General features: G+C 67.6%; 23 protein-coding genes. 11 read left to right on the top strand and 12 right to left on the bottom strand.

Annotated elements, in window-relative coordinates; translation table 11 throughout:
- Positions 1-18 precede the first annotated feature (18 nt).
- The 4 genes from PV781_RS10050 to rplS all read left to right on the top strand — a co-directional run bounded on the left by PV781_RS10050 (position 19) and on the right by rplS (position 3,259).
- Positions 19-1,650, top strand: a complete 1,632-nt coding sequence (locus tag PV781_RS10050; RefSeq protein ID WP_274775486.1) for a Na/Pi cotransporter family protein — start codon at positions 19-21, stop codon at positions 1,648-1,650.
- Positions 1,640-1,942, top strand: coding sequence for an STAS domain-containing protein (locus tag PV781_RS10045; protein WP_274775485.1), 303 nt, complete (start codon positions 1,640-1,642; stop codon positions 1,940-1,942). Before PV781_RS10050 ends, PV781_RS10045 begins: the two co-directional genes overlap by 11 nt.
- Positions 1,943-2,026: 84 nt before the next feature.
- Positions 2,027-2,740, top strand: coding sequence for a tRNA (guanosine(37)-N1)-methyltransferase TrmD (gene trmD, locus PV781_RS10040; protein WP_274775484.1), 714 nt, complete (start codon positions 2,027-2,029; stop codon positions 2,738-2,740).
- Between the two features lie 120 nt (positions 2,741-2,860).
- Complete coding sequence (gene rplS, locus PV781_RS10035) at positions 2,861-3,259, top strand: 50S ribosomal protein L19 (RefSeq protein ID WP_274775483.1); 399 nt, start codon at positions 2,861-2,863, stop codon at positions 3,257-3,259.
- A gap of 121 nt (positions 3,260-3,380) precedes the next feature.
- On the opposite strand, the gene PV781_RS10030 is transcribed toward rplS, so the two are convergent.
- Entirely contained in the window at positions 3,381-4,289 is a 909-nt protein-coding gene (locus tag PV781_RS10030; protein WP_274775482.1) for a hypothetical protein, read from the bottom strand.
- 61 nt (positions 4,290-4,350) lie between these two features.
- Positions 4,351-6,024, bottom strand: a complete 1,674-nt coding sequence (locus tag PV781_RS10025; RefSeq protein WP_274775481.1) for a hypothetical protein — start codon at positions 6,022-6,024, stop codon at positions 4,351-4,353.
- Positions 6,025-6,332: 308 nt separating this feature from the next.
- Here PV781_RS10025 and PV781_RS10020 point away from each other — a divergent pair, with 308 nt between their 5' ends.
- The 3 genes from PV781_RS10020 to PV781_RS10010 all read left to right on the top strand — a co-directional run bounded on the left by PV781_RS10020 (position 6,333) and on the right by PV781_RS10010 (position 11,256).
- Positions 6,333-9,290 (top strand): hypothetical protein, encoded by a 2,958-nt coding sequence (locus PV781_RS10020; RefSeq protein WP_274775480.1) that lies wholly within the window; start codon positions 6,333-6,335, stop codon positions 9,288-9,290.
- Positions 9,291-9,523: 233 nt separating this feature from the next.
- Positions 9,524-10,114, top strand: a complete 591-nt coding sequence (locus tag PV781_RS10015) for an ANTAR domain-containing response regulator (protein WP_274775655.1) — start codon at positions 9,524-9,526, stop codon at positions 10,112-10,114.
- Positions 10,111-11,256 (top strand): CmpA/NrtA family ABC transporter substrate-binding protein, encoded by a 1,146-nt coding sequence (locus PV781_RS10010; RefSeq protein WP_274775479.1) that lies wholly within the window; start codon positions 10,111-10,113, stop codon positions 11,254-11,256. Before PV781_RS10015 ends, PV781_RS10010 begins: the two co-directional genes overlap by 4 nt.
- Positions 11,257-11,298: 42 nt before the next feature.
- On the opposite strand, the gene PV781_RS10005 is transcribed toward PV781_RS10010, so the two are convergent.
- On the bottom strand, positions 11,299-12,165 hold the full coding sequence (locus PV781_RS10005; RefSeq protein WP_274775478.1) for an outer membrane protein: 867 nt from the start codon (positions 12,163-12,165) through the stop codon (positions 11,299-11,301).
- Between the two features lie 119 nt (positions 12,166-12,284).
- Positions 12,285-13,289, bottom strand: a complete 1,005-nt coding sequence (locus PV781_RS10000) for a Bug family tripartite tricarboxylate transporter substrate binding protein (protein WP_274775477.1) — start codon at positions 13,287-13,289, stop codon at positions 12,285-12,287.
- Positions 13,290-13,543: 254 nt separating this feature from the next.
- Between PV781_RS10000 and zigA the strand changes: the two genes are divergently transcribed.
- Positions 13,544-14,758 carry a zinc metallochaperone GTPase ZigA gene (gene zigA, locus PV781_RS09995; RefSeq protein WP_274775476.1) on the top strand — a complete coding sequence of 405 codons (1,215 nt, stop codon included), beginning with the start codon at positions 13,544-13,546 and terminating at the stop codon, positions 14,756-14,758.
- A gap of 260 nt (positions 14,759-15,018) precedes the next feature.
- Here zigA and PV781_RS09990 read toward each other — a convergent pair whose 3' ends face one another.
- The 3 genes from PV781_RS09990 to PV781_RS09980 all read right to left on the bottom strand — a co-directional run bounded on the left by PV781_RS09990 (position 15,019) and on the right by PV781_RS09980 (position 17,272).
- Positions 15,019-15,162 (bottom strand): hypothetical protein, encoded by a 144-nt coding sequence (locus tag PV781_RS09990; protein ID WP_274775475.1) that lies wholly within the window; start codon positions 15,160-15,162, stop codon positions 15,019-15,021.
- A 251-nt stretch (positions 15,163-15,413) separates the two neighbouring features.
- Complete coding sequence (locus tag PV781_RS09985) at positions 15,414-16,661, bottom strand: Hsp70 family protein (RefSeq protein WP_274775474.1); 1,248 nt, start codon at positions 16,659-16,661, stop codon at positions 15,414-15,416.
- 95 nt (positions 16,662-16,756) lie between these two features.
- Entirely contained in the window at positions 16,757-17,272 is a 516-nt protein-coding gene (locus PV781_RS09980; RefSeq protein ID WP_274775473.1) for a YcgN family cysteine cluster protein, read from the bottom strand.
- 254 nt (positions 17,273-17,526) lie between these two features.
- Here PV781_RS09980 and PV781_RS09975 point away from each other — a divergent pair, with 254 nt between their 5' ends.
- The 3 genes from PV781_RS09975 to PV781_RS09965 are packed head-to-tail and all read left to right on the top strand — an operon-like array spanning position 17,527 to position 20,965.
- Positions 17,527-19,695: a transglycosylase domain-containing protein gene (locus PV781_RS09975; protein WP_274775472.1), complete on the top strand. Its 2,169-nt coding sequence runs from the start codon at positions 17,527-17,529 to the stop codon at positions 19,693-19,695.
- Positions 19,696-19,712: 17 nt separating this feature from the next.
- Positions 19,713-20,288, top strand: a complete 576-nt coding sequence (locus PV781_RS09970) for a DUF1214 domain-containing protein (RefSeq protein ID WP_274775471.1) — start codon at positions 19,713-19,715, stop codon at positions 20,286-20,288.
- Positions 20,285-20,965 (top strand): DUF1254 domain-containing protein, encoded by a 681-nt coding sequence (locus PV781_RS09965; protein WP_274775470.1) that lies wholly within the window; start codon positions 20,285-20,287, stop codon positions 20,963-20,965. Before PV781_RS09970 ends, PV781_RS09965 begins: the two co-directional genes overlap by 4 nt.
- Before the next feature lie 5 nt (positions 20,966-20,970).
- Here PV781_RS09965 and PV781_RS09960 read toward each other — a convergent pair whose 3' ends face one another.
- The 5 genes from PV781_RS09960 to PV781_RS09940 all read right to left on the bottom strand — a co-directional run bounded on the left by PV781_RS09960 (position 20,971) and on the right by PV781_RS09940 (position 25,404).
- A complete protein-coding gene (locus PV781_RS09960; RefSeq protein ID WP_274775469.1) occupies positions 20,971-21,156 on the bottom strand; it encodes a hypothetical protein in 186 nt (61 codons plus the stop codon).
- Between the two features lie 160 nt (positions 21,157-21,316).
- A complete protein-coding gene (locus PV781_RS09955; RefSeq protein ID WP_274775468.1) occupies positions 21,317-21,661 on the bottom strand; it encodes a DUF1491 family protein in 345 nt (114 codons plus the stop codon).
- Between the two features lies 1 nt (position 21,662).
- Complete coding sequence (locus PV781_RS09950) at positions 21,663-22,514, bottom strand: peptidoglycan-binding domain-containing protein (protein WP_274775467.1); 852 nt, start codon at positions 22,512-22,514, stop codon at positions 21,663-21,665.
- Complete coding sequence (locus PV781_RS09945) at positions 22,511-23,935, bottom strand: sensor histidine kinase (RefSeq protein ID WP_274775466.1); 1,425 nt, start codon at positions 23,933-23,935, stop codon at positions 22,511-22,513. The genes PV781_RS09950 and PV781_RS09945 overlap by 4 nt, the downstream gene beginning before the upstream one ends.
- 275 nt (positions 23,936-24,210) lie before the next feature.
- Positions 24,211-25,404 (bottom strand): TDT family transporter, encoded by a 1,194-nt coding sequence (locus PV781_RS09940; protein ID WP_425532380.1) that lies wholly within the window; start codon positions 25,402-25,404, stop codon positions 24,211-24,213.
- Between the last annotated feature and the right edge of the window lie 74 nt (positions 25,405-25,478).

Here is a 25,478-nt window from a genome sequence, read left to right as displayed (position 1 = left end):
GAACCGGGTTGCGCCTTCATGCTGATCCTGGCGGAACTCCTGGCGGGCCTTGGCCTGCTGTTCATCGGCCTCAAGCTCGTCGGTTCGCACCTCCAGGCGGCCCTGGGCCACCGCATCAAGGCGCTGCTCAAGACCGCCACCAGTTCTATTCCGGTCGGATTGGCTTGCGGCACCTTGGCCGGCGCCGTCATCCAGTCCTCCAACGCGGTAACCCTGATTACCGCGAACCTGGTGCGCAGCGCCTTCCTGACCACCCGCGAAGCCGTCTCAGTGGTGGCGGGCGCCAATGTGGGCACGTCGGTGCTGGTGTTCCTGGCCGCCATCAATGTCCGCCTCGCGGTGCTCTATCTTCTCGCGCTGATCGGCATGGGCTACCAGTTCAAGCTGGATCGCGAGCCGCGGATGCGGGAATGGCTCGGAGTCCTTCTGGGCCTCGCACTGCTCTTCATGGGCCTCGATTTCATCAAGACCGCGCCCAAGGGATTGCCGCTGGCGGAGTTCTCGGCGGTCATTGCGGATTACATCAATCCCATCACCGGCATCATTCTGGGCATGGTGGTGGCCCTCATCACCCAGTCCTCGTCCACAGCCGCCATCCTGGTGCTGCCGCTGGTGCAGACCGGCCTCCTGACCTTTGATGATGCCGTCATCGTGGTGCTCGGGGCCAATGTGGGATCGGGCCTTGCCACCTTGTGGACCACGGCGGGGCTTGCCGGGACAGGCAAGCAATTGTGCTACGTGCATGTCCTGGTGAAGGTGTCGGGCACCGCCCTGTTCGGCCTCGCGTGGTTCATCGCGCAATACGGCTTCGGCATCGATCTTCCCATGGCCGCGCGGACGTTGGTGGACGGGCAGGATTCGGTGGCCATTTCCGTCCAGTTCCTGATCCTCCAAGTGCTGGGGGCGGGGGTGGTCTCGCTCGCGCCGGATTGGACCGCGCGCCTTGCGGCCCGGATCAGCCCGCCCACCCACGAGGATAATGTCTCCCGGCCGACCTATATTCATGCGGCGGCCCTCGAAGATCCCTCCAGCGCCATCGAGTTGGCGGCACGGGAAGCGCATCACCTCCAGCGCCATCTGCCCGACCTCATCCCCGATCTCGATCAGGGGGCCAAGACCGACCGGGCCCACCGGGCGGCCATCTCCCGCGGCGCAAACATGGTTTCCTCCGAGACCGAATTGTTCATCAGCGACCTGCTGCATCGCGGGCTTGCGCCGCAGGACCTCGACTTCGCGCTGCGGATCCGGGGCGAGTTGGCGCTGATGCGAGACCTGCGCATGACGCTGGAGGAACTGTCCGACATCATCGACCGCTTCGGCACCGTGCCCGCGCTCGCCTTCAATCTCTCCGAATCCTTGCGCACCCTGGTCCTGGCGCTGGTGGATGCGGAAGATGCTGAGGATCTGGAGACGCTCAGTGCCCTCACCGGCGACCGCAGCGCCCTGATGGAGCGCCACCGGCGGGCTATCGCCACATCCATGACGGCCTCCGGCTCCGACCTCGCGGCGCTCCAGCACGCCACCGGCCTGTTCGAGCGGGCCGTCTGGCTGCTGCATCGCCTGGCGCTCACATTGCGCGCCGGCACGAATGCGGTTAATCCGGCAGGGCAATTGGTTCAAGACGTGCGGGAACAGGCTCATGCAGATTGAGCGGGAACAAGTCGGCGCCGACGTGCTGCTGAAGGTATCGGGACGCCTCGATACCCCCAATGCCAAGCCGTTCGAGGCGAGCCTCCTGGAAGTGGTGTCCACCACCAGCGGCGGCATCCAGGTGAACCTTGCTGGCGTCGACTATGTGTCCTCCTCCGGCCTGCGCGCCCTGCTGGTGGCGGGCAAGGCGATGCGCAGCGCCAAGCGCAATCTCTCGCTATCCGCGCTTCAGCCGCAGATTCGCGAAGTGTTCGACATTTCGGGTTTCTCCACGCTGTTCGAGATCAGCTGATCTGCGCGATCCGGCCGGCATGGCACCAGCCATTCCGGCCGCCTCTGAATTGACCTTGCCGCTCCTCTCGCCCATCAGTGGCGCATGACCTTTCGCGCCAGCGTCCTCACGCTCTATCCGGAGATGTTCCCCGGCCCCCTCGGCCATGCCCTGGCCGGCCGCGCCCTGTCCGGGGGCCTGTGGGCCCTGGAGGCGCTTCAGATCCGCGACTTCGCGCTCGATCGCCACCGCTCCGTGGACGACACGCCCGCCGGCGGCGGACCTGGCATGGTGATGCGGGCCGACGTGCTTGCCCGCGCCATCGATGCCGCCGCCCCGCCCGACGACCCCCGTCCCCGCCTTCTGATGACCCCGCGCGGCCGCCCCCTCACGCAAACCCGCGTCCGCGAGTTGGCGGCCGGTCCAGGCGCGGTGATCCTGTGCGGCCGCTTCGAGGGCGTGGACGAACGGGTGATCGCGGCCCGCCAGTTGGAAGAAGTGTGCGTGGGCGACGTGGTGCTCTCCGGCGGCGAGACGGCAGCGCTGCTTCTGCTGGACGCGTGCGTACGCCTCATTCCCGGTGTCATGGGCAAGGCGCAGAGCGGGGAGGATGAGAGCTTCTCCGCCGGCCTGCTGGAATATCCCCAATATACCCGGCCGCAGATGTTCGAGGGTGCGCCCATCCCCGAGGTGCTGGTGTCTGGCGACCATGCGCGCATCAATGCCTGGCGGCGCCAGCAGGCGCTGGAGATCACGCGCGCCCGACGGCCGGACCTTCTTGCCGGCGCCGATGACGCGCGGATGACGGAAAACACATGACAGGCGGCCCGTTCTGCGCTATAGGCCGCGCCGTCCCTTAACTTACAACGACACGATGTGGCGCCGGGGCATGGTTCCCGCGAGGGAGCCCGTTTGCGGTGACTGCTAGAGGTTGGTGACATGAACATCATTCAGACGCTTGAGGCCGAACAGGCCGCCCGTCTTGCCGAGAAGCGCCCGGTTCCGGCCTTCCAGCCCGGCGATACGGTCATCGTGAACGTGAAGGTGGTCGAAGGCGACCGCAGCCGCGTGCAGGCCTATGAGGGCGTTGTGATCGCCCGCAATGGCGGCGGCCTCAACGAGAGCTTCACGGTCCGCAAGATTTCCTACGGCGAGGGCGTGGAGCGCGTGTTCCCGGTCCATTCGCCGCTGATCGATTCCATCAAGCTCGTGCGTCGCGGCAAGGTCCGTCGCGCCAAGCTCTATTATCTGCGCGATCGTCGCGGCAAGTCGGCGCGTATCGCCGAGCGCACCGACCGCACCGGCGACGGCAAGAAGAAGGCCGCCGCCGCCAAGTGAGGATAGCGCGAGGGGCAAGTCCGCTCGCCGCAGTCCCAGGTTTCTCGACGCCGCCGGTCTCCCGGCGGCGTTTTTTTATGCCGCTCTCGTGTGCTGGAAAGGGCCCGGGCGCAGATCAGCCTCAGGCGCGCGTCGAGGCCATCAGGCGCGCGAGCAGACCCTCCGGATCGGCCTGGTAGACCGCGCGCACACGCTCCAGCGCGGCCGCTCCGCCCCCGCGATGGCCGGCCCCGCCCACGTGAAGCCACTGGTCCGCGAGGAGATAGGATTCACTCGCCCCTGTCTCCGGGTCGTCCAAGAATACTTCGCGCGTCCGTGCTTGCGCCAGCGCCGGCAGGGACAGGTGGCGATACAGCACCCGCCAGTTCTGCCCGCCCGTGTCCAGGGTCAGGGGCGTATCGGTGCCGAAGTCGAGCGGGAGGTTGGCCACGGCGGCAAAGTCGAACACGCTATAGCCCGGCCAGAGATACCAACCGCCAAAGCGCGTGCCGTGGCGCACCATGCCATAGGCGGGCTGATGGGCGACGCGGGCGGCGAGATCGTCAGGGGCCAGCGGCAACAGGTCATGGTCGAGGAAGGCAAAGACACGCGGCCGGGACGGGTAAATCAGGTTCGTCCACACCCAGTTGAGTGCAACCCCATGGGAGCGAGAGCCGTTTGGCCGCTTGTGCGGCCGGGGCGCCGGCGGCATGGAGCAGTAAAGCAGGCCCCGATCCCGGCACACAGAGGCGATGCGCGCCCGCGCCTGCGGGTCTGAGGAATTGTCGCACACCAGCAGGCGGGCGTCGGGGACGGACAGGGCCATGCCATCGGCCAGGAGAGCCACCGCCTCCGGCAGGTTGAAGGCGATCGTGCAGGCCAGCACCTCGTTCCGCCGCGCGGAAAGCTCCGCCACCAGCGCCTCCTGCCCCGGCGCACGACGGCGGGCGTAGATGGCGTCGATGGCGACATTGCGCAGGCGGCGCGCCCGATGGGACAAAGGCGCGGCCTTGGCCCATTCGCGTAGCGTATAGTCCTTCAAGTCACGCATGGGGAATGGGTCGCCGGGTGTGGAGGAATGAGCGCTGCGCTGCGGCAGGGTGCATCATGGGTCAGAAATTGCGACCCTGCATGACTTTCTGTTGCAGGGCACCCTTGTCCGGCAGGCGTGCCTCGTTTCCAGCCAGCTGATAGAGACGCACCTCGCCCGTGCGATCCGAGCGCGGATAGGTGCCGATCAGACGGAAGCGATCGGGATAGGCGGCGGCGGCCTCCGCGAGCTGCCGGTTGTGCAGGATGGCCTGCGCCGCCGGAGCGGTGTCGAGCGCCACATAGCCGATACCGATATCATCGAGGCCGCGCAGAAGGGCGGCTGCATCGGCATAGAGGGGAGCATAGTCCTTGCCGTTCCAGTCCGACACGGCGAGCAGCTTCGAGCCGCGCAAGGCAAAATAGAGCATGGCCCGGTCGGACTGGGCCACCGCCGCCACAAGAGCTCCCTCCCCCATGGCATCCGAGCCCACCAGGATCAGCGGATTGGCCGCCCCCGTGGTCATGGCTGCACGGGCGGCCGGTGCCATTCCGATGGAGGGCTTGGTCAGCGCGACCAGCATGAAGGGCGAGGCAAGCACCAAGAGGATGAGGCAAGCCAGAAGCCCGGTGATGAGCGGCCAGCTGCGCGTCAGCAGGCTGAAGAGGCCAGCAAGGCCATAGGCGGACATGAGCAGAAGCGGGGCCGCCGCCGGCAGCAGGTAGCGCGGATCCAGCCCCGCCGGGACAATGCACTGGAAGGCCAGCACGGCGAGGAGGCCCGCGCCGACCGCCGCAAAAGGCTGCGTCGCCGGCGCCTCGTCGCCTCCACGCCAGGCACGCACAGCGGCAAAGAGCAGGCCGATGGCCGCCAGAACCATCAGGGGAGCGCCGATGCCCGCCAGGAGGCCATGCCAGTAGGTTTCAGCCGCGAGCCGGGTGAAGGCTGGCCCCCAGCCATACTGGAAGCCGGAGGCGGCCATGGCATAGGTGCCGAGCGTCCACGGGCCTGCGAGGATCGCCACCACCGGCAAGGGCAGCCAGAAATCCAATCTGCGCAACAGGCCGAACCGGCCCGTCAGAAGCAGGGCAAAGGGCGGAACCAGGGCCAGCGCGGCGCCCGTGCCCTTGGTGAGGATCGCCATGGCCGCCAGCACGGCGAACATCAGGGCCGGCGCCCATCTGGGCGCAGCCAGATAGCGGGCATAGGCGATGATCGCCAGCAGCACCAGCAGCGCGACCGGCAGGTCCAGCACGATGACGAGCGTCGCTTCCCGCAGCAGCGGCAAGGCCAGGAGCACCGCGCCCACCCCCACACCCACCAGCGGGCCGAGCGTCACCGCCGCCAGGAAGCCGGCGCTCACCACCAGCAGCGCGGCGATCAGCGCCGGCAGGAACAGCGCCACCGGCGTCGCCGGGGAAGAGGCCAGGAACAGCGCTCCTTCGGCGAGATAGTAAAGCGGCGGCCAATGGCCAATGCCCACCTTGGGATAGTGCAGGTAATAGTCCCGCGCGAAGGCGAGCGGAGAGGGAAAGCCGGCGCGGGCATAGTCGGTGAAGAGAAGGCCGGTGACATAGTGGCTGGCCTCGTCCGCATTATTGGCCGAGAACTCCGCCACGAAGGCCCCACCCGCCTGCTGCTGGAACACGATAACCGCCAGAGCGAGCAAGGCGAGGATGGCGAAGACGAGCCCCCGCGAGACGAGCCTCGCCCAGCCGATGCCCCGTGCCGGGCCGCCCTCGTGCCTGTCTGCCACACCCCACCTCCGGTCCAGGGTCCACGCGCCATGCTTCTAGAATGCTATGACGGCGCTGGGAAGCGTCGCGACACCCATCCGCCTACCGCGGCTAACGCCTTGAAAGGCGATAAATTTGCCTCGCGGAGCGAAATCCCCGCCGAACATTGAGCCCCCCGCTTGCGCGCGGGCTGGAACAAGGGAAACGTGCGCCCCGTGCCGCCCCGTGAGGATGCAAGGGACAGTTTGGGAGCCGGAGGCGGGGCCGGTTGAGTTGAGATCGCCGAGGGACGCCGCGCGGTGGCACCTGGACGTTCAAGGAGACACAGATGGGCGGATTTAAAACCTGGCTCAGCGGCTTCGCCTGGGGGGCCATGCTCGCCTTCCTGGCCACCTGCGCGGCGGGTGTGGTGCTGTTCCGGCCGGACATCATCGACCGGCTTAAGGGCGACATCACCACCGAGCGCGTGCAGAAGGCGCTCACCCCCGCAAGCATCGAGGACGGGCGCGTGCTCGCCTCCAACACCAGCACCAAGCAGGCGCTGGACATTCCGTTCGCCCCGCCCCGCGCCTTCGCCGTGGGGGACGACCTCGTCATTCGCGGCAGCAATTCGAGCGGCGGACCGGTGGAGCTGAACGTCCGCATCGATGATACGGCCTCGCAGAACTGGATGTCCCGCTTCGGCCATGTGGCAGTGGTCCAGCCCGGACCCTATCAGGTGCGCATTCCGCTGGATTCGCTGCCGACGCCCGGCCAGTCCAAGCTCAACATCAATGCCATCACCCGCATCGTGATCTTCACCCCGGAAGGCGCGCCCACCGCCAATATTGAGGCGGTGCGCATCGAGAAGCGCCAGACCACGGGGTCGCTCGCTCCCGCCCCCACCGATATTTCGGTGGGGCAAGCCTGGCTGAAGGGCGCGCGCTTCCCGGCGGTGCAGGAATTTCCGAGCCCCGTGGCCTTCGATGCCAACCAGGAACTGGTCATCACCGGCGTGAACACCTCCGACAAGCCGGTGACGGTCCATCTGCGGGTGGACGATGTGAATTCCAAGAACTGGTATTCCCGTGCCAATGCCAGCGGCACCTATCCACCCGGCCCCTTCGTGCTGCGCTCGCCCGTCTCCTCCTGGGTGACGCCCTCCAAGGCACGGCTGGACCGCACCAAGATTTCCCGCATCGTCGTCTCCCTCGGGGATGGCGAAGGCCCGGCCACGCTCGGCGGCGTCGCAGTGGAAGGGGCGAGCCCCGTCCCCTCCGACGCCCTCGCATTGCGCTTCGTGCCCTCCGCGGACTTTGCCGTGCCCGGCTTCGAGACGGTTCTGCCCGATGACAAGCGCCTGGACCGCCCGGCGGGCAGCCTGACCCGCACGCCGAACGATCCGCTCCTCTCGAGCGGCCTCAATGGCATCCACACTGTCACCGTGCCCTGGACCAAGAGCAGCACCGCCACGATCTCGCTGTGGACCGAGGACCAGGGCGAATGGGAGTATTTCCCCCACTCGCTCAACCGAACCATCGCCATCAACGGCCAGGTGGTGCTCCAGGAGAGCTACACGCCCGGCCAATGGATCGACCAGGTGTTCAAGCGCGGGCTGTGGAAGGAAGCGATGATCGATGGCGGCCCGTGGGAGGTGTTCGCCCGCGAGCGCGCCGGCCTCATCACCGCCACCGTGCCCGTGATCGACGGCAAGATCGTCGTGCAGCTCTCCTCCGACCAGCCGCCCAATAACGGCTATCTCGCCGCCATGGTGGTGGAGCCGGGCGACAGCACCACGGCAGTCGACGCCATCGAGGACTGGCGCCGCAAGCGCTTCCTGGAGCGCTGGCCGGTGGTGGACAAGCCGGTGGACCCAAGCCTTGCCAAGGGTGTCACCTTGCGCGCGGTGGGTGAAGGCCATCGGATCCAGCATCCGTTCTGGGACGGCGCCCTGCCCTTCGAGACCAACATTCGGGCGGCGCGCGGCGCCCTGGTCTCAGTGGACTTCCTGGCCTTTTCCGACCAGGACGACCTGATGCCCAATGTCACGGTCACCGCACCGGACGGCATCAGCCCGCAGGTGCGCTGGGGCAAGTGGACCTATATGCGCGGCCGAGGCGAAGGCGAGCGGGCGCTGTCCATTACGTCCGATGTGCTGGAAGGCAATCTCGACCACATGCGGATCGTCGCCGGCGTGCCCCGGCGCATCAACCTGACCTTCACCGTTCCCGAAACCGCCAGTGGCACCTTGCCCATCGTCCTGCAGATGAACATCGCCGGAAACAATGTGCAGGCGCAGGCAAACGTCACGGTCATTCCCCAGATCCTGCCGGCGATCGACAAGCCCATCGGCTATTATGTGGCCGCGCCCAATGATGAAGTGTGGTTCCCGCCGACGCCCGCGGACGTCGACCGCCTGATGGCCTGCGACTTCGCCACCCTGCGCAGCTTCGGCATCACCGGCATTTCGCCGGAGATCACCGCCCCCTTCGCCGACAAGCGCGCCCGCTATGTGGACCAGATGCGGCTCGTGGCGAAGGCCGGCTTCAAGCCGCCCTACTTCGACTATACCTCGGTGAAGCACCTGCTGGACCGGGAGGACAAGATGGCGGCCGCGCAGGATGTGGCGGCCATCCAGAAGGAGCTGGCCATCGCCGGCCTGCCTCTCCCCCTCTGGTCCATCGCCGACGAGCCCATGCCCGGCAGCGAGGAGGCGGGCAAGCTGCGCGCCATCCGCGACGCCATCCGCCTCGCCGCCCCCGACGCCAACATTGCCGGCCATCTCAACGACGCCAAGGTGCAGGACCTGGTGCCGCTGTTCGATACGCTGCTGGTGAACAACGGCTTCGGCGTCTCCTCGGCCATCTTCGACTTCATGCGCTCCAAGAATGTGACGCCCTGGCTCTACAACATGCCCGACCATCGGGCGGCGGCCGGGTTCCTGTTCTGGCGCCTGGGTGTCGAGGGCTATCTGCAATGGCACGCCCGCGCCGTCACCGCCGACCCGCGCGACCCAACCGACGGGCGCGAGCCTGACTTCACCATCCTGCCGCTCGCCGCCGACCGCTGCCAGTTGGTGCCCACGGTGGATGCCCTGATCCTCACCATGGTGGACGGCATGCAGGACCTGCGCTGGCTGACCTGGCTGGACGCGCGCGCCAAGGCCGATCCCAAGGCGCGGGAGCTTCAGCAGGCGCTTCTTGCCGCCGTGCCCAATGATTGGGCGGCTTTCGCCCGACAGAAGCCGGATCTTGCGGCCCTGCGCGCACGCATCCTGGACTATGCGGCGGCCCTGCCCGCCAATTGAGCGGGCACGCGGGCATGTGGCTAATCTTCTCCCCTTGACGGCTGAGGCGGGCACGGCGAGCCTCTCGCCTGAGCCCGCCCGCCGTTCCGCTCAGCCCCGGCCCCCGCGCGCGCACATTCGCCTTGTCCCTCGCCCAAATGCCGGGGGACTCCCTGTCCGGCATGCTTCTTGCCAAAGATCGTGGCAATGACTGTGGCCTTCAATGACTGTCGCCTGCAATGACACGGACTGAAATGGCCAGCGACCTGTCCCTGCGCATCGTGATCGTGGACGACAGCCCGGTTCGGGCGGCGATCCTGGACGAGGGGCTGCGCGAGTCCGGCTTCGTGAACGTGCTGCGCATCGAAGGGCGCAACAATCTGCTTGAGCGCATCTATGCCATCGACCCGGACGTGATCCTGATCGACCTGGAAAACCCGAGCCGCGACACGATCGAGCAGATGTTCCAGGTCAGCCGCGAAGTGAAGCGGCCGGTGGCGATGTTCGTGGACCAGTCGGACCGGAAGACCATCGCGGATGCCATTGAGGCCGGCGTGGCGTCCTATGTGGTGGACGGGCTGCGGAAGGACCGCGTGAAGCCCATCCTGGAGACCACCATCTCCCGCTTCCAGGCCTTCGCGCGCCTCAAGGCGGAGCTGGAGGAGGCCAAGAGCCAGTTGGAGGAGCGCAAGCTGGTGGACCGCGCCAAGCTGATCCTCATGAAGGCCAAGAATATCGACGAGCAGACCGCCTACGGCCTCATCCGCCGCACCGCCATGAACGAGAAAAAGCGGCTGGTGGACATCGCGCAATCCATTATCACCGCCGCGGAGTTGCTGCGATGAGACGGCTTTCCATCGGTTTCATTCCCCTGACCGACGCCGCGGTGCTGATCGCCGCCGCCGAGCGGGGCTTTGCCATGGCCGAGGGCATCGAGATCGCCCTTCACAAGGAAGTCTCCTGGGCCAATATCCGCGACAAGGTGAATATCGGCCTGCTGGATGGCGCCCATATGCTGGGGCCACTGGCCATCGCCTCCTCGCTGGGGCTCGGCCATGTGCGCGTGCCGCTGGTGGTGCCCTTCGCCCTGAACCTCAATGGCAGTGCCATCACCCTCTCGAAAAGCCTCTATGCCCAGATGGCGGAGACCGATTTCGACCTCTCCACCGCGCCCGGCGCCGCCAAGGCGCTCGGCCAGGTGGTGCGGGTGCGACGGGCAGCGGGCGCGGAGCCGCTCATTTTCGCGGCCGTCTATGCCTTCTCCACCCACACCTATCTCATCCGAAACTTCCTGAAGGCCGGCGGGGTCGATCCCGACACCGATGTGCGCCTGGTTGTGGTGCCGCCGCCCTTCATGGCCGAGAGCCTGCGCAACGGGCTCATTCACGGCTTCTCGGTGGGCAGCCCCTGGAACAGCGTGGCGGTGGATGCCGATGTGGGCCGCATCGCCGTGCTGGGCGCTGAGCTTTATGGCTGGGTGCCGGAAAAGGTACTGGGCGTGCATGCGCGCTTTGCCAATGCGGAGCCGGACGTATTGCACCGGCTGGTGCGGGCCCTCCATGCGGCAGCCCGCTGGTGCGAGGACCCGGCCAATCACGAGGATCTCGCCCGCCTGCTAGGGGAGACGCGGCACCTCGCCTTGCCCGCGGACGTTCTGCGGCGGACCCTGGACGGACGCCTGCGCACCGCGCCGGGCGGAGCGCTGCGGGTGCATCCCGACTATCTGGTGCTCCATCGCGACCAGGCAAACCGGCCCGATCCCGGGCACGCTTTGTGGATCTACCACCAGATTGTGGAGGCCCGTCAGGGCGAGTGGGCGCCCGATGCAGCGCGCGAAGCGGTGAGCGTCTATCGTCCCGATATTTTCGACGCGGCCGTGGGCCCTGCTCGTGACTTGCCGCCGCGCAGTCCCGATTGCGTCGCCACCCAGTTCGGCCCGCCCTTCGATGCAGATCTGTTCATGAAAACCGGCGGGCAAGGCAACTGACGCGCCGCTGAAGCCGCGCGCCAGAAGCCATGGGGGACATGATCAGAACGCGTAGTTGACGGTCACCGTCAGCGCCTGATTGTCGACGGTGCCGGATCGGTATCCGCCCGAGACGCCAACAAACTCCACCTGCGGATAGCGCGTGTCGAACTGGTTCGCGAACGAATTGGTGGGGGTCGCCGAGGCCGTGTAGGAATAGCTCAGGTCAATGAACCAGCCCTTCGCGAAGAAATAGGTGACGCCCGCCGTGGCCGTTGCCCCCCACACCCAATTGGAATCAGAAAAGAAGGCGGGCGCGCCGGAGACCGCATAGCGGTGGTCCAACTCGGCAAAGCCCACCAGGCCGTTCATGTTGTTGGTGATTCGCGAGAGCGTCGCACCGGCGCCGCCATAGACGAAGCCCCGGCCGAAGGAATAGCCGAGGATCGGCACCAGGGCGAACTGGTGGTCAAGACTGACTTCATAGGAGCTGAGCAGGTAGTTGCCGGTGAAGGTGCCTTGAATGAGCCCGGTATAGCCGCCCGACTGCGGGATCAGGACATCACGCGCCACGCCGGTGACGCCCACCTGATTGTAGGAAAACTTCGCGCCCCAGATCCAGGGCGTGCCCTCGAAGGTGCGATAGAAGCCGGCCTGGATCACGGGGGAAATGGAGGAATCCGTTCCGAGATTGGGATAGGCATTTCCCGCCGCTGCGCCCGTCGCCACCAGAACGCGCCCGATCGCGTAGTTCTGGCTCACGCCGAAGCCGTAGATGTTCTGGTCGGGGAAATTCGCCCCGTTCCAGGCGCCGCCGGCGCCGATGAAAATGCCGTTGGCCGGCATGAAACCCGAATCGTTTTCTCCCGCCTGCGCCGCCAGCGGCAAGGCCAGAAGGCAAAGCGCCCCCAAAATACCTGTCTTGATCATACCAAAGCACCCCGCACGTGTTTCGTCGGGGGCAATTAAGGCGATGAGCCCCATCTCGCCTCAACGGCGATTTATGTCCGAATGAGGCCGGGGTCGTCCCCCGGCCCCGCCCCTGTTCCTCAGTCCAGCTTGGCGCCGGATTCTTTCACCACCTTCGACCACTTGGCCTGCTCGGCCTTGACGAAGGCGCCGAGCTGGTCAGGGGTCATGACGTTCATCTGCGCGCCCACTTCCGCATAGCGCTGCTTCACGGCGGCCTCGCCCAGCGACTTGTTGGCGGCGGCGTTCAGCTTGTCCACGATCGCCTTCGGGGTACCGGCGGGAGCGAAGATGGCGAACCAGCTGGAGGCGTCGAAGCCCGGCACGCCGGATTCGGCGATGGTGGGCACATCCGGCAAGGCGGCGGAGCGCTCGGCAGAGGTGACTGCGATGGGGCGCAGATTGCCCGCGCGGATCTGGGCGATGGACGACGGCAGGTTGTCGAAGCTGAGGTCGACCTGGCCGCCCACGAGATCGTTCACCATGGGTCCCGAGCCCTTGTAGGGCACGTGGATGAACTTCACGCCAGTCATCTGCTGGAACATCTCACCCGAAAGGTGGATGGACGTGCCATTGCCGGAGGAGGCCATCGTCATGGGCTGCTTGGCCGCCTTGGCCTCGGCGATCAGTTCCTTGACCGTGGTGGCCTTCACATTCTTCGGGTTCACCTCCAGCACGTTCGGCACGCCGGCGGCGAAGGCGACGGGGAGGAAGTCCTTCTCCGCGTCATAGGGCATCTTGGTATAGAGGAAGGGATTAATGGCCTGTGTGCCCACCGTACCCATGAGGATGGTGTAGCCGTCAGGGTCGGCACGGGCGACACCGGCCGCCCCGGTATTGCCGCCGGCACCCGGCTTGTTGTCCACGATCACCTGCTGGCCGAGGATCGTCCCCATATGGTCCGCGAGGATGCGGGCGAAGATGTCGGTTGTGCCGCCCGGCGCGAAGGGCACGACCATGCGGATGGGACGGTTGGGATAATCCGCCTGCGCGAAGGCACCGGTGGAGGCCAGCGAGCCAGCGGCGATCATGAAGGACGCAGCGAGGGCGCGGAGCGTGCGCCGGCGGGCGCGGAATGACGTCATCCTGAGTTTCCTCTCATTGCAGGCGCGCTGAGCGGCGCCGTTGCTCGGCAGACTGCCACAGCGGGGCAGCGGTATTCAAATCGGTTGAAACCCGCATGTGGAAGGACACCCGCCCCAGCGCTGGAATGGCTTCTGGTCCAGGCAGTTATCGAGGACAGCCCAGAGGCGGCAGCACATGGCGGGGGACGCAGGCTTGAACACACCATCGTGCCATGGCATGAATGTGATACATTATATCACTTACGGTTCCAGACATGCCTTCTCCGGATTCCCGCCTCCCCGTTACCGTGCTGTCCGGCTTTCTCGGTGCCGGCAAGACCACCTTGCTCAATCACATCCTCGCCAATCGCGAAGGCCGGCGGGTGGCGGTGATCGTCAACGACATGTCGGAGGTGAATATCGACGCGGAACTGGTGCGCCAGGGCGGCGCCGATCTTTCGCGCACTGACGAGACGCTGGTTGAGATGACCAATGGCTGCATCTGCTGCACCTTGCGGGAGGATCTCCTGGCCGAGGTGAAGCGTCTTGCGGGCGAAGGGCGGTTCGACAGCCTCGTCATCGAGAGCACCGGCATCGGCGAACCGCTCCCGGTGGCCGCCACGTTCGAGTTCCGCGATGAGGCCGGCTTTTCCCTCTCAGACCTGGCCCGCCTCGATACCATGGTGACAGTGGTCGATGCCGCTCACCTGCTGAAGGACTATGGCTCGCGCGATTTCCTGCGCGATCGCGGCGAGAGCCTCGGTGAGGAGGACAACCGCACCCTGGTGGACCTGCTGGTGGACCAGATGGAATTTGCCGACGTGGTCATCCTCAACAAGGTCGGCGCCACGCCGCCGGACCAGCTGGAGGCGGCCCGCGCCATCGTGCGCGCCCTCAATCCGGCGGCCCGGCTGATCGAGACGGACTTCTGCGAGGTGCCGCTCGGCGAAGTGCTGGAGACCGGGCGGTTCGACTTCGAGGCGGCCCACACCCATCCGCTGTGGTATCGCGAGCTCTATGGCTTTGCAGACCATGTGCCGGAGACCGAGGAATATGGCGTCGGCAGCTTCGTCTATCGCGCCCGGCGTCCCTTCGATCCGGCCCGCTTCTCCGCCTTCCTGCGCACCACCTGGCCGGGGCTGATCCGCGCCAAGGGCCTGTTCTGGCTGGCCACACGCCCGGCCTTCGTGGGCGAAATGAGCCTTGCCGGCGCCATCTGCCGCACAGAGCGCATGGGGCGCTGGTGGTCCTCGGTGCCGAAGGAGCGCTGGCCCAATGACGCGGACTGGCGCCGGGAGATGAAGCGCCATTGGGTGCCCGGCTATGGCGACCGGCGCCAGGAAATGGTCTTTATCGGCCAGTCCTTGGATGCTGACGCCATCCGCGCCGCCCTCGACGCCTGCCTGCTGGGTCCGGCCGACGGCACCCGCGCGGACTTCTCCGCCTGGACCCACCTGCCCGATCCCTTCCCGTCCTGGGCCAATGCATAGCACTGGTGCGCTTGGATCTCTGTTCGCCTGAATAAAGATGCAGGCCCCGTGATCCAAGGGGCGCGCCACCCCGTAAGCGTTTGGGAACAACGACCTTCCAGCTCTGCCCCGAGCCGTGGCTGGACTTTTTGCTGGGAGCCATGACGCGCCCTATCATGAAGAGGTCGGAAACCACCGCCAGGGGCCGCCCGCGCTCCGGCGGTGCGGGGGACGGCGGGGAGACCCGCGCCCCCGCGCGCCAGCTCCCCGCCGTGGCCCTCTCAGTCCCGGCACGCGATGCGTCGGCCAAAAAGGACCACGCCGGCAAAGACCCCGGCGAAAACACAGGCTGGCACAGCCAAGGTGAGCCACGGGAAGAAAGCAAAGGCGATGAGCGCCGTCAGCAGACCGAGGCCCAGAGCCACGGCCACGTCCCGCGGACGGGGTCCGAGGTAACCCTCGGATGCCGCGTGGTCCCGCTCATCGTCTATCCGCGGCTCGCCAGAGCCACTCCAGTCGGTGCCGCCCCAGTTGATGCCCGCCCAGTTGGCACTTGGGTCGGCGTGCGACCTCTTCCCGTCCCGCATGCGATGCCCCCGCATCCGAATGCTGATTGGTGAAGTGGCAACACTATGCGGGAGGAGGAAATAAACAAGCCAGGTGCGGGCCTGCCCCTTCATCCGTAGCGGCGGCCGGCCTCGATGGCGAGGCCCGTGCCCACGGAGCCGAAGGTGTCGCCGGCCACCACGCGCGCCTGGGGGACACAGGCGCAAATCCCGGCGCGCACATGGGACAGGCGGGTGGAGCCGCCGGTCAGGAACAGGGCGTCAATCTCCCCCGCCTTGAGCCCAGCCGCCGTGAGACAAGAGCCGATGCGCGCGGCGATGCGGTCCGCCAGGGCGCCGGTATGGGCCACCAGTTCGTCATGGGAGATGCCGACGGATAGGCCGGCTTCCAGGAAGGCCAGATCCAGGTCCGTGCGGCCGGTCTCGGCCACCTCGATCTTGGCCCGCTCGGCCGCCAGCGCCAAAGTGTGGCCCCGCTCGTCTTCCACCGCACGGACCAGGCGCCCCACCAGGTCCGGCCGTGCGGCCTCGCGCTCCAGCTCGCGAATGGTGCGCAGGGCCTTGCCGTCATAGAGGCGGTTGATGGACGCCCAGGTGGCAAGGTCGTGATAGAGGCCCACGGGCATGACGAGGCCGGCCCGCTTCAGCGCGCTGCCATGGCCGAGCAGCGGCATGACGGTTGCCAGCGACAGGTGCCGATCGAAATCCGTGCCGCCAATGCGCACGCCTTCATTGGCCAGGATGTCGGAGGCCCGGTCCGCATGCCCGCCCCGCTCCCGCGAGATGCGCACGATGGAGAAGTCCGAGGTGCCGCCGCCGATATCGGCGATCAGCGCCAGTTCCTCCCCGCGCACCTGCCGCTCATAATCGAGGCTGGCGGCGATGGGCTCGAACTGAAACGAGATGTCTTCAAATCCACTCTGCCGCGCCACGGCGCCCAGCACGGCCTCGGCGCGGGCATCGCCCTGCGCGTCCCCATCGACGAAATGCACGGGCCGGCCCAGCACCACCTGCCGCAGAGGGCCGCCGGCGGCGGTTTCGCCGCGCGCCTTCACCTCGGCGATGAAGGTGCCGATCACCTCCCGGAAGCTGAGCCGGACGCGTCCCACCGGCGTGGTTTCCTCCACCAGGGCGGAGCCCAGCACCGATTTCAGCGCCCGCATGAGGCGCCCCTGCTCGCCCTCCACATAGGCGGCCATGGCCGCCCGGCCGAACAGCGGCCCGCCGGTGCGCGGAAAGAAAATGGCGCTCGGCAGCGTATCCGCCGCGCCTTCGAGGGGCGCGAGGTGCGGGACGCGGTCTGAGATAAGCCCGAGGGTGGTGTTGGAGGTGCCGAAATCGAGGCCGCAGGCGGTCATGGGGACCTCCTTGCAAGAATGCGGAAACGCGGAAAGGGCGCGCTTGCTAGATCATGTTGCGCTGCAACGCAAGGGGCGTCGCCAGGGTCAGCACCTTAGGCAGGCTTCGGACGCCGGGCGATCGGGGCGGCCGGCTTGCGCAAGGCCTTGGCGCCGCGAGGCCAGCGCACCGGCCAGGAGACCACATGCTCCATCAGCTCGAAGAGCCCGAACGACTGCTCCGGTCCCGCCACCCGGCCGCGCACGGAGATGCCGGCTTCGTGAACCGTATCCGGGGAGCCGGAAACGAGAGGATGCCACCAGGGCAGCTCCTCGCCCTCCTCCATCAGCCGATAGGCGCAGGTGGGCGGCAGCCAAGAGAGGGTGGTGACGGTCTCCGGCGTCAGGCGCACGCAATCGGCCACTTGGGCTTGGCGGTTGGGATAGTCGGAGCAGCGGCAGGTGGCCTCGTTCAGCAGACGGCAGCCCACATCCGTATAGGCCACCATGCCGGTGTCCTCGTCCTCCAGCTTGACAAGGCAGCAGCGGCCGCAGCCGTCGCACAGGCTTTCCCATTCCGCATCGGAAAGCTGCCAGAGGGTCTTTTTGCGCCAGAAGGGGTCGTCCACCATGGCCCCTTCCTACTGCAACGGACCGGGAAGGCATACCGGCCAGGGACGATTTTATGGCCGGTCCGACAGCGCCAGGCGCGCGATGGCCACGCCCTGTATACCTTGGCACAGGATCGGCTGGAGGTCGCCCTCGCCCGACGCACGGGCACGCGCTATAGACGGATGGGGGCGCTTCAGGCCATGTCCGCCGCCGTCTTTCCGACATGCCTCCTGGGCACAAGGAAAACGGCACGGGCCAAAACGAGACGCGAACGGTGAGCGAGCGCAAGACATCTTCGTTCCGGGCCTGGCTGCGCAAGACGCTGCTGGATGCGGACGCGCGCATCGACAGCGGGCTGTTTCGCCTGGGCACCGGCACCTTGCGTGCCGCCGCCAGCTATTCCGCCTTCATGGAGCGCTTCGCCCTCACCGGCTTCAAGCGCTTCCTGGTGGGCATGGCTTCGGAGGGCTTTACCCTTGGCACCGCCGGTACCATCGCGCTGCTCGCCCTCGCCTTGCCCGCCTTTCACGAGACCTCGGACGACTGGCTGAAGCGCACGGAGCTCGCCGTCACCTTCCTTGATCGCTATGGCAATGTGCTGGGCGAGCGCGGGGTGAGGCAGAACGATACCGTGCCGCTGGAAGACTTCCCGGACTATCTCATCAAGGCGGTCCTGGCCACCGAGGACCGGCGCTTCTACGAGCATTTCGGCATCGACATCGCCGGCACCGCTCGCGCGCTGGTCACCAATGCGCGGGCGGGCGGGGTCCGGCAGGGCGGCTCCTCGCTGTCCCAGCAATTGGCCAAGAACCTGTTCCTGTCCAACGAGCGCACCATCGAGCGCAAGATCAAGGAAGCCTTCCTGGCCATGTGGCTGGAGAGCCGGCTGACCAAGAGCCAGATCCTGAAGCTCTATCTGGACCGGGCCTATCTCGGCGGCGGCGCCTATGGGGCGGACGCGGCGGCGAAATATTATTTCGGCAAGTCCATCCGCGAGGTGAACCTCGCCGAGGCGGCCATGCTGGCGGGTCTGTTCAAGGCCCCCTCCAAATATGCCCCCCATGTGAACCTTCCGGCGGCCCGCGCCCGCGCCTCCACCGTGCTCGACAATCTGGTGGAAGCCGGCTTCATGACCGAGGGCCAGGTATTCGGCGCCCGCCGCAACCCCGCCACCGCCATCGACCGGCGGGATATCGCGGTGCCCGATTATTATCTCGACTATGCCTTCTCCGAGGTGAAGAAGCTGGTGGAGATGCTGCCCAAGTCCGTCAGCGAGCGCATCTTCGTGGTGCGCACGGGCCTCGACCCGAACATCCAGAAGGTGGCGGAAGCCGCGCTCGACCAATCGCTCCGGCAGTTCGGCAAGGACTACAAGGCGAGCCAGGGCGCCATCGTCATCATGGAGCCCAACGGCACCGTGCGCGCTTTGGTGGGTGGGCGCGACTATGGGGAAAGCCAGTTCAACCGCGCCACCGACGCCTTGCGGCAGCCGGGCTCCTCCTTCAAGCCGTTCGTCTATACCGTCTCGCTCATGAACGGCTACAAGCCCAACACCATCGTGCAGGACGCCCCCATCTGCCTGGGCAATTGGTGCCCGCAGAATTACGGGCGCTCCTATATGGGCTCGATCACGCTGCAGACGGCGCTCCAGCACTCCCTCAACACAGTGGCGGTCCGGCTGGCGGAGAAGTTCGGCCGACAGAAGATCGTCGATCTCGCGAAATCCATGGGCATCACCTCGCCCTTGACGCTGACGGCCCCCCTGCCGCTGGGTGCAGTCGAGGTGACGGTCATCGACATGACCACGGCCTATGCGGTGTTCGCCAATGGCGGCAAGAGCGTCTATCCCCACGCGGTGGTGGAGATGCGCATCGGCAGCGGCGACGTGGTCTGGCGCTATGATCGCGACGCGCCCCAGCCGGTGCAGGTGATCCCGCCCTCCGTCATCAACGACATCAATCCCATGCTGAACAATGTGGTGGAGAACGGCACCGGCCGCCGGGCGCGGCTGGAGGGCATCAAGGTGGCGGGCAAGACCGGCACCACCAATGCCTATCGCGATGCCTGGTTCATGGGCTTCACCGGCAATTATGTGGGCGGTGTCTGGTTCGGCAATGACGACTACACCTCCACCAACAAGATGACCGGCGGCTCCCTGCCTGCCATGACCTGGCAGAAGGTGATGGCCTACGCCCACCAGGGCATCGACTTGAAGTTCATCCCCGGCGTCGGCAATGCCCCCGCCCCCAAGCTCGATCCGCCACCTGCGCCCATCGAGGTTCCCGGCCTGGAAGCCGCCTCGCGCCCCATCACGCTCTCGCCTCGCAGCGCGGAGCGGCTGGTGCGGCTGGAACGCCTCTTCAAGGAGGCCCCGCCGCTGCCCCCGACGCCCGGCGGCCCCACCGCCATGGATGCCCGGGCGCTCCCCGCGCGCACCAACTGACGCGGGACCGGTCGTCCGTGCGCCTCTTCCCCCTCGCCCTCATCCTTGCCGCCTCCGTGGCCGTGGGGCTCGGCACCACTTACGAGGCCGTCACCCGCACGCGCGGGCTCGACATGGTGCGGCTCGGCCCCTGGGAGGGCTGGCCGCGCTCAGGCACCGTGCAGGCTGACCCCTATGCCCGCGCGGTCTTCGCCCGCTCCGGCGAACTGCCGCTGGAACTGGCGGACGGCCTGCTTTTCCTGGCCTCCAGCGACAGCGCCGGAACGCCGCTGGACGGGCGCTGCGACATTCGCATCGTCGGCACCTTGCCCCAGTCGCGCCTCTGGACCATCACGCTCACCGACGAAGAGGGCCATCTCATCGCCAACGAGGCACGGCGCCACGGCTTCACCAGCGCGGAAACGGTCTATCGGGATGATGGCGAGATCGACATCGTGCTCTCGCCCCGCGCGCGGGCGGGCAATTGGCTCCCCTCCGGCGCGCGGGGCCGGGTGAAGGTGGCGTTGCGGCTGTATGATGCCCCCTTCAGCTTCTCGTCCGGGGGGCAGGACGGTGCGGACATGCCGCGCATCGTGACGGAGCGCTGCCCATGAGCGCGCCGCCCTTTCCCACCCGGCGCAACCGCCTGGCCTTCTGGCGTCGTCCGGTAGAGCCCGAGCCCATGTTCGACTTCCAGCCGCCACGGCGCAGCCGCACAGCCGCCGTGCTGGCCTGGCTGGCAGAGGCGCCTGGGCAATTGGCGTTCGGTCTCGCCTTCATCCTGGTGCTGGCGGGGATCGTGCACCTGACCTCGGTGCTGGCCATGCCCCTTCTGGCCACCAACAATGCCTTTGCCCGCCTTTCCCGGATCGCGCCTATAAACGGCATCCTGCTGCTGCCGGACCCGACGCCACAGAGCATGACCTTGCCGCTCACCGACCCGGCCTTTGTCAGCGCGGTGTGCCTCTACGACCTGGCCGATCATCCCCTGAAGGTGCGCGTTCCCGCTACGTCGGACTACACGTCCGTGTCCTTCTATACGGCGCGCGGGGTGGCCTTCTATGCCCTGAATGATCAAGCAGCGGGGCAAGTCATCGAGCTGGACCTGCTCTCCCCCGCGCAGCGGGCGGCCTTGCCGGAGGACGAGGAAATCACCGCCGCGGACCGGCTGATTGTGGAATCCCCCGCATTGCGGGGCGTCGTCCTTATCCGGGCGTTCGCCCGCTATCCGGACACCCGCGACGCCATTCGCCGCCAACTGGAAGCGGCGAGCTGCGCCCCGTCCAACTAGAGCGATCAGCCGGAGCGGCGCAGGCCGCGCTTGGAGCCGCCTTCCGGAGCGCGCGAGAGCGGACGGGCGGGCGGCGCACCCGCATATTCATAGCGCACCACCGGCAGGATGATGATCTGGGCACCGGTGGCCGGCACCGGGCGTGACTTGCGGCGAGCCTTGCGGATCGGAAACGCGACGAGATTGCCCATATTCCCCTCCTCTGCGGTCCGCCTGCCCTGGCTGGAACGGACCTTCAGCGCCTCGAACGGCGCAGCTCCGCATCTTCAACGCCTGGCTGGGGCGAAGGTTGCATGGGCGGGCGGGGGAAACATGCAAAGCGGCAAAATCGCCAACGGGCGGGGCAGCCGGTCAGTCCTGCGCAAGGTCCACGAAGGGGCGGCCCTGGCGGTCCTCGATTTCGATCCACCACAGGTCCTGATCGAATCGCAGTTCCTTTTCCATCCGCGCCGACCCCTCCGCCTCCGGACTTCCGGGCGGGACGAGGGCGCGGAAGCGCCGGTCGGCGGGGAAGCTCTCGTCGAAATCGGTCTGGGGCGCGGGGCCGTAGAGGGCGGCCTTGCCGTCCAGGGTGGAGACGGTGACGAAGACGGCGCCCGCCTCCTCCGCCCCCTTGCGGCGAACGGCGGCGAACGCACCGGCCCCATTGGCGGTACGGATGATGGCGGCGACGAAGATGGCGCTCTTGAGCCGCATTCTATTCGATCGGCATGCCGGAAACGGCGCTCAGCTCCCGGACCAGGCGGTCGGTGATCTCGCCGGAGGCCGGCAGGTTGCGGTCGCGCTCGAAGCGCTGGATGGCCAGGCGCGTCTCGGTGCCGGGCTTGCCATCCATCTTGATGGGGCCATAGCCAAGCTTGGCCAGGGTCTTCTGCACCGCGAGGATGCGGTTGGAGCCCGGCACGTCCGCCGGCGGGCGCACTGATCCCGTTGCATCCTGCGCGGCGGCGCTGGCCGCGACGGGAGACCGGCGGATCTGGGCGAGCAGCGCGTCGCTGGGCTCGCCCGTCACCTTCAGGCGGGCAGCCTGCTCGAAGGCGCGGATGGCCGCATCGGTGCGAGGCCCGGTGAGGCCGTCGGCGGGACCGTCATAGAAGCCGCGACGGGCCAGTTCCCGCTGGATGTCGGCAATGAGCGGCACCGGGGTCTTGGCCGGAACCGAGGCTGGAGGGACAGGCACGCCCGCGGGCACGGTGGGGCGCGCCGTGCCTGCGGTAGCCGCTCCGCCGTTCAGCACCGTGCCTTGGGGCACCGAGGTGCTCAGGGAATTGGGATTGAACATGGCGGCCGTGCCCGGCGGCAGCGGCGCGGGCGCCGGGGTGGCCTTCGGCTTTTCCACCAGAGGGATGAGCTTGCCATCGGCGGCGGGCATCACCGCGCCGGTCTGGTTCATGAACACATTTGCCAGGATCGCGCCCGCCAGGCCCAGCGCCACCAGAAGGGCGAAGCTGTCGGCGATGCGATACGCCATGCGGCCGCCGTTCGCTTCACGCGGCACGTCATGGGAAGGCATTGCGGCCACCGCCTCGCGTCCGAGACCGATCCTCATGCGCTGCGCCTCCCGTCCCTCAACTCTGCCTGTGCCGCGCTGGGCTCCTCCGCTCGGGCAAATGCGACGACGCCGCTCTCCCGGACCAGCGGAATGGTGATGGTGACCGCCGTGCCCCGTCCTTGCGTGCTCGCCACATGGAAGGTGCCGCCATGAAGCAGAACCAGCCCACGCACCACCGCAAGGCCAAGACCGCTGCCGGCGCGCCGATGCTCCATGTCGCCGGTCTGGAAGAAAGGCTCGCCAAGGCGCGCCACGTCGGTTGCGCTCATGCCGGGACCGGTGTCGCGCACGCAGAAGGCGACGGCGCCGTTACGTTGCCGCACGGTCAGTTCCACCTTGCCGTCCCTGGGCGTGAACTTCACGGCATTGGAGAGAAGGTTGAGCAGGATCTGGCGCAGCGCGCGATGATCGGCGGACAGGCTCGGCAGGCGAGGCGCCACGCGCACCTTCAGGTCCACGCCCCGCCGGCCGGCCTCCAGGGTCATCATGTCCCGGCAGCCGTCCACGAGGCCGGCCACGTCGAGCGGCTCGGGCGACAGCTCATAGGCCCCCGCCTCCACCCGCGAGAGGTCGAGTATGTCGTTGACGAGGCCGAGGAGGTGCTGGCCGCTCTCATGGATGATGCGGGCATAGTCGGCCCGGCGGGCGGCATCGAGATGGCCGATGTCGTCGCCGGCGAGAAGCTCGGAATAGCCGAGAATGGTGTTGAGCGGCGTGCGCAGCTCGTGGCTCATGGCGGCCAGGAACCGGCTCTTGGCGTGGTTGGCCCGCTCAGCCTCTGCGCGGGCGGCTTCCTCGCGCTCGGCCTTGCGCTTGGCGGCGTCGATGTCGCGCCACGACACCCGCGTGAGGCGGGCGCGGGTGAAGCCCCCACTCAGCGGGCCGCGCCGGTCGCGCCCGGTGCCGGCGCGCACCGCGCGCATCTCCATCCACACATAAGCGGGCGTCTCGCCCGCATTCTCGCACCGCAGGCGCACCTCGCAGCGGGCCTCCCCTTCGCCGCCGCGCGCGCTGGACAAGGCGGCAAGGAAGGCGGGGCGGTCGGCCACCTGGATGCGGTCGAACAGGTCGGACGGGGCGGCAAGCCCCAAAGCGGCGCACGGCGATTGCGCGTGCTCCAGCTCCAGGAACTCACCGGCCGGGCCGTGCAGGGTGACCAAGGCGACGTCCGCCATCAGGCCGGCGCGCCCCACCCGCCGGGCGGCGCGCGCAAGACCTGCGGAAACCGCCGCGAGCGCGGCGGCAATCAGGCCGCAGGCCACCAGCCAGAGGGCATCGGGAGCGGCGCCGGTGAAGAGGCCGGCCGCCTCGCCCCAGAGCACCGCGCCGCCGGAGCCGAGCGCCAGCAGGCCAAGGGCCGCCAGCGCCCGCGCGCTGCGACGGGCGAACAAGGCGATCTGGTCGGGCGTGGCCGGCAAGGCTTCGGCGCGCGTGCGCCGTCCGGCGGCCCCGGCCTCCGTCCGCCTTCCCCCTGACGCCCACACGTCCCCCACGGCCCATGACCCTCCCGCGCGATCTGCGGAAACCTTGCCATGGCAGGCTTTAAGCGAACGCTAAAGCGGCGGGACGGTGCGTCGGTTTTGACGGGAGATGAGAAGGAATTTTCAAACCCGCCCCTCAACGCAAAAGCCCCGCGCGGCGGACCGCGCGGGGCAGGACGATCGGAGGGCGCCTGTGCCGGAGTGACCGCGCGTCACGCCGCCTTGGGCTGCGCCGCCACCGGCGGCAAGCTCTGGGCCGGAGCGACGCCGGAGACGAGGCACGGCGAGAAGAAGAGCGTGCCGCGCCAGGCGCCCTGCGCCGTGCGGGTCGCCACCACCAGCCACAACCCGGTCAGGAGCAGGATCAGGCCGCCGCCCACGATGGTGAAGAAGTCGAAGTGCGTGACCCGGCCGAGGCCAATAGTGGCCAGGGAATAGACGCCGAGGGGGAAGGTGAAGCCCCACCACCCGATGTTGAACGGCATGCCCTCCTTGAGATAACGGGCGGTCTTGAGCATGGCCAGCATCAGCCACCAGGCCCCATAGCCCCACAGAATGGTGGCGCCGATGATGCCGATGCCGAAGGCCACCGGCCCCACGCTCTCCAGGCCCGCATGGGCAAGCACGGGAGAGGCATTGCCGCCGAGTGTCAGGAGCCCCAGGGCGCCGGTGCCAATGGGGCCGAGCGCCAGCCAGCCGGAGGCGGCCATGTCGCGGTTGGGCAGCTTGTGCAGCGTCAGGCGCAGCAGCAGGATGACCAGGATGCTCATGGCCAGCGGCACCGAGAAGGCCCACAAAGCGTAGGAGATGAACAGCACGCCATAGGCTTCCGCCGCCGGCAGCACCGGCACCAGCCCGCCCCCCGAGGCCGCCGCCACCTCCGCCGCCACAATGGGCAGCAGCCAGACCGCCGTCATCTTCTCCAGCGAGTGGTCCTGCTGGGTGAACATGAGGAAGGGGATGAGCAGCCCGCAGGCCAGCGCGATCGCCACGTCCAGCCACCACAGCACATGGGCGATATTGAGCGCCACGTCGCCCCACATGGGAATGCCGAAGGTGACGAAGCCGTTGACGATGGTGGCCAGCCCCATGGGGATGGTGCCGAAGAACATGGACACCACGGGGTGCTGGAAGATGCGCTTGGCCTCATGTCCGAAGAAGATCCAGCGCGAGGCATAGAGCGCGGTGAACAGGCTGAAGAGGCCGATATTGAACAGCCACAGCGTCACCGCGATGGGGTGCTGGCCGGGAAAGGCGATGGGGAACTGGTTCAGCGCCAGGGCCAGCACGCCCGTGCCCATGGTCGCCGCGAACCAGTTGGGCGTGAACTGACGCACCGCCTCGCGCAGACCGCCGAACGGCGCATGATGGCCGGTTCCGGCCTGCGGTTGACGCATCGTCGCCATGACACTCTCCTTTGGCCGGGCTGATCGCCCGCTCGTCGAAAACTGGTCTCAAGATACCGGTGGGATATTCATCT

Source organism: Aquabacter sediminis (assembly GCF_028863665.1).
Classification (GTDB): Bacteria; Pseudomonadota; Alphaproteobacteria; order Rhizobiales; family Xanthobacteraceae; genus L1I39.
Note: the sequence above shows the minus strand (reverse complement) of the source record. Positions and strands in the feature narration are given on the sequence as shown.

Excerpts from the sequence above, each read along its gene's own strand:
- PV781_RS10050 (WP_274775486.1), top strand. The coding sequence starts at position 19 with ATGCTGATCCTGGCGGAACTCCTGGCGGGCCTTGGCCTGCTGTTCATC.
- PV781_RS10045 (WP_274775485.1), top strand. The coding sequence starts at position 1,640 with ATGCAGATTGAGCGGGAACAAGTCGGCGCCGACGTGCTGCTGAAGGTA.
- trmD (WP_274775484.1), top strand. The coding sequence starts at position 2,027 with ATGACCTTTCGCGCCAGCGTCCTCACGCTCTATCCGGAGATGTTCCCC.
- rplS (WP_274775483.1), top strand. The coding sequence starts at position 2,861 with ATGAACATCATTCAGACGCTTGAGGCCGAACAGGCCGCCCGTCTTGCC.
- PV781_RS10030 (WP_274775482.1), bottom strand. The coding sequence starts at position 4,289 with ATGCGTGACTTGAAGGACTATACGCTACGCGAATGGGCCAAGGCCGCG.
- PV781_RS10020 (WP_274775480.1), top strand. The coding sequence starts at position 6,333 with ATGGGCGGATTTAAAACCTGGCTCAGCGGCTTCGCCTGGGGGGCCATG.
- PV781_RS10015 (WP_274775655.1), top strand. The coding sequence starts at position 9,524 with ATGGCCAGCGACCTGTCCCTGCGCATCGTGATCGTGGACGACAGCCCG.
- PV781_RS10010 (WP_274775479.1), top strand. The coding sequence starts at position 10,111 with ATGAGACGGCTTTCCATCGGTTTCATTCCCCTGACCGACGCCGCGGTG.
- PV781_RS10005 (WP_274775478.1), bottom strand. The coding sequence starts at position 12,165 with ATGATCAAGACAGGTATTTTGGGGGCGCTTTGCCTTCTGGCCTTGCCG.
- PV781_RS10000 (WP_274775477.1), bottom strand. The coding sequence starts at position 13,289 with ATGACGTCATTCCGCGCCCGCCGGCGCACGCTCCGCGCCCTCGCTGCG.
- zigA (WP_274775476.1), top strand. The coding sequence starts at position 13,544 with ATGCCTTCTCCGGATTCCCGCCTCCCCGTTACCGTGCTGTCCGGCTTT.
- PV781_RS09985 (WP_274775474.1), bottom strand. The coding sequence starts at position 16,661 with ATGACCGCCTGCGGCCTCGATTTCGGCACCTCCAACACCACCCTCGGG.
- PV781_RS09980 (WP_274775473.1), bottom strand. The coding sequence starts at position 17,272 with ATGGTGGACGACCCCTTCTGGCGCAAAAAGACCCTCTGGCAGCTTTCC.
- PV781_RS09965 (WP_274775470.1), top strand. The coding sequence starts at position 20,285 with ATGAGCGCGCCGCCCTTTCCCACCCGGCGCAACCGCCTGGCCTTCTGG.
- PV781_RS09960 (WP_274775469.1), bottom strand. The coding sequence starts at position 21,156 with ATGGGCAATCTCGTCGCGTTTCCGATCCGCAAGGCTCGCCGCAAGTCA.
- PV781_RS09955 (WP_274775468.1), bottom strand. The coding sequence starts at position 21,661 with ATGCGGCTCAAGAGCGCCATCTTCGTCGCCGCCATCATCCGTACCGCC.
- PV781_RS09950 (WP_274775467.1), bottom strand. The coding sequence starts at position 22,514 with ATGAGGATCGGTCTCGGACGCGAGGCGGTGGCCGCAATGCCTTCCCAT.
- PV781_RS09940 (WP_425532380.1), bottom strand. The coding sequence starts at position 25,404 with ATGGCGACGATGCGTCAACCGCAGGCCGGAACCGGCCATCATGCGCCG.